The sequence below is a fragment of the uncultured Chitinophaga sp. genome, from assembly GCF_937874145.1.
Taxonomy (GTDB): Bacteria; Bacteroidota; Bacteroidia; order Chitinophagales; family Chitinophagaceae; genus Chitinophaga.
The window spans coordinates 1-3,282 of sequence record NZ_CALNBI010000503.1; the positions used below are offsets into that span (position 1 = coordinate 1).

The 3,282-nt window shown below is 53.1% G+C and carries 3 protein-coding genes; all 3 read left to right on the plus strand.

Translation table 11 applies throughout. From position 1 onward, the window contains the following. Positions 1–311 precede the first annotated feature (311 nt). A complete protein-coding gene (locus Q0510_RS23835; protein WP_298717472.1) occupies positions 312–866 on the plus strand; it encodes an FkbM family methyltransferase in 555 nt (184 codons plus the stop codon). 111 nt (positions 867–977) lie between these two features. Further along, positions 978–1,967, plus strand: a complete 990-nt coding sequence (locus Q0510_RS23840; protein WP_298717474.1) for a methylenetetrahydrofolate reductase — start codon at positions 978–980, stop codon at positions 1,965–1,967. Between the two features lie 85 nt (positions 1,968–2,052). Beyond that, positions 2,053–3,282 (plus strand): hypothetical protein (locus tag Q0510_RS23845; protein WP_298717477.1); only part of this gene is annotated, 1,230 nt, incomplete at its 3' end.

Here is a 3,282-nt window from a genome sequence, read left to right on the forward strand (position 1 = left end):
AACAGGATGATGAGCGCCGTATGGATTTTAGTTAGCATGCGTTTCTGTTTAAGGATGCGGCAAAATATAGCTTGCTGGTTGAATAACATAATATATCGTGATGCTTTTATTTTTTCATATGTGTTATATTGTACGCTCATTGCAGGCTTTTGCCGTAAAAACACATCAAATCTCCAAATGGGACTCAAACGATTCATCAGAAAACTCATCAAAGCGGAAACCATCGATCCTTTCCAGAATATTTCCTATTCCCAGGAAGGGGAAGATCTTGTGCTGGGGCGGATATTCGAATTTCAAAGCGAAGGTTTTTTGTGGATGTCGGTGCACTGCATCCCAAGCGCTTCTCCAATACCTATAAGTTTTACCGCAAAGGCTGGCGCGGCATCAATATCGACGCGATGCCCGGCAGCATGGCCGAGTTCCGGAATATCCGGCCGGAAGACATCAACCTGGAAATACCCGTATCCGATAAAGCCGAAACGCTCGATTTTTACATCTTTAACGAACCCGCATTAAATACTTTTTCGAAGGAATTGGCGGAAGAGCGCAGCCAGAAAGCCATTTACCATGTCGAGAAAGTCGTGAAAGTGCAAACGGATACGCTTTCCGGCATCCTGGACGCCCATCTCCCTGCCGGCAAAGCGATCGACTTCCTGACCATCGACGCCGAAGGGCTTGATTACCAGGTGCTGGTATCGAACAACTGGACTAAATACCGTCCTAAAGTTGTGCTGATCGAGAGTGAACTGGATATCAGGGGGCTGATGGGCTCGGAATCCGACCGTTTGCTGGAAGCCAACGGTTACGGGCTGTACGCGAAAACCGTAAAAACCTACTTCTATAAGCTGAAGGAATTTACCATTTAGAGATCATCCCGTCATTTCCTATCTTTGCTGCCCCGGCGGCGGAATGGCGCCTCCGGATGAACAGCAGCGGCCGTTCATGCAGGATTTGATCAACCAGCCAGTATTTTATTAATGAGTATAAAAGATAACCTCGGTTCAAGGATAGACGCCCGCGCATCAGGATTGGTTTTTTACAGCCTGACGCCCCCCAAGATCACGACCGAAGCGGAACGCGTGGCCGTCATCGCCGGCAACCAGGTAGCCCGGCTGAAAGATAAAAACATCGACGGCCTCATCTTGTACGATATCCAGGACGAAAGCACGCGCACCGACCAGGAGCGCACCTTCTCTTTTATCCATACCATCGCGCCGGAGGTGTATAGCCGGGACTACCTCGCGGAACTCCAGGTGCCCAAAATCATCTACAAAAGCATCGCCAACCAGTCAGAGGAACAATTCTGCAACTGGCTGCGGGAAAATGATACGGTGGATTATGCCGTGCTGGTAGGCGCCTCGTCGCAGCAGCAGGTGGAAGCCACCCGCTTTTCGCTGAACGATGCCTACGAAGCCCGCCGGCAGCACGCCGGCAAGCTGCTGATCGGCGGCGTCACCATTCCCGAGCGCCATGCCAGGAAGGGCGACGAACACCTGCGCATCTTCCGGAAAATGGACCAGGGCTGCCGTTTCTTCGTGTCGCAATGCGTGTACAACCTGAACGATACCAAGAACGTTTTATCGGATTATTACTACCACGCCAATGAGCAGGGCATCGATATGTCGCCCATCATCTTCACCCTCGCGCCCTGCGGCAGCCTCAAGACCCTCCAGTTCATGGAATGGCTGGGCATCCAGGTGCCGAAGTGGCTGTACAACGACCTGAAACACTCCAAAGACATCCTCGAATCTTCCATCACCACCGCCACCCGCATCGCCGCCGAAATCGCCGCATATGCCGCCGAAAAGCGCATTCCCGTGGGCTTCAACGTGGAAAGCATTTCCATCAAGAAGGAAGAGATCAACGCCGCGCACGAACTGCTGCAAAACGTTATTCAACTCATGAAACCTTTCCGGGCGGAACATTCCCTGCAGGGCAGGTTGCAGCCATCGGCGCCGGCTTATTGAGCCTCCGGCAGATAAATACTCATATTTAGGTATTGGGACGGCGAAAGGCGTAAGGTAATTTCGCCCTCGTCTATACCATACCGATATGCCTACACGTACCCGCTTCTCCCCGAAAGCTGTAAAGCTCGCCGGAATCCTGGCTTTTTTGATATTGCTGATCGTGGCCGCCTGCAGCAAAAAAGGCGGTTCCCCGGACCCCGGGACCGACCCGGTCGAAGAGCGAAAAGCCGATGCCGCCCACAATAATGGCATCACTCCCGGCGTCGGGAATGTTTTCTTCGAAGAGGCGCTTACGCCCAACGCACCCAATCAGCTCGTCTTCAAAATCGCCTATGAAGAGGATACGCTGGCGGGTTACGGAAAGATCAACGCAAACGGTCAACTGCAATATCTCACCTCCACCGTGCTGGCCAAAAAAGGTAACACCGAGCTCCTCGTCACCGAAATGTTCCCGGAAGTGTCCAAAAGCCGCATGTATACGATGGTGAACGGCAAGAAAGGAAAGATCGTGGTGGAGATGAACCATGTTTCCCCGTCGCGCGTGGCCATGTCCATCCTGGATTTCAACTGGGAAACAGGCGCTTCCGCCGTGCTGACGCAAACGTATTTCGAAAACGGCAAACCGGCGGCCGAATACAATGCCTTCAGGGAATCGGGCGAAGGCGGCGACCGGGTGTACAATTGCGATGAGCCCCAGCCATCCGACGATATCAGCAAATCCGTCGACAATACCCTGGATTATTTCCAGTGCGGTGGCCACGCATACGACTCCTACCCTGCCCTCGCCGCCATCAAGGCCGCCATCCTCAAAGGCCTCGAATCCGCCAGGGGCTCTGCGCAATACCAGGACAGCCAGCAGGAAATCAAAAGCCTGGAAAGCAATTACAGCTACCTCAGCGGCCTGCTTAAAAATATCGGCGGAAAGATCTCCGGCTACAAATTTGAAAAATCCCGGCTCGCGGGGTATCTGAGGGACCTCTCCGCACTGATCGCCGAGCTGAAAGCCAAACTGAAGCCCGACGTATTGCTCAAACCCTTCGTGGAAGCCACAGACCTGGATTACGACGAAGTGACCGACTCCGAAATCAAGCTGGCTTTCACCCTGTACGATAACGAAACCGATCTGCCCTACACCCAAAAACCGGTAGGTGTCGACTTTGCGCTGATCATCCCCGGCACCAACCAGGCGGTGCATATGGAAACGAAATTTACCTCAACCGTGAACGGGCTCGTGACCTTCAAAGTAGATCCCACTGCCATTCCCGATTACGAGCAGTACACCAGACTTACGGCGCGATATGCGTTCACGGGCGAC

Coding starts and splice junctions, on each gene's coding strand:
- Q0510_RS23840 (WP_298717474.1), top strand. CDS start 978: ATGAGTATAAAAGATAACCTCGGTTCAAGGATAGACGCCCGCGCATCA.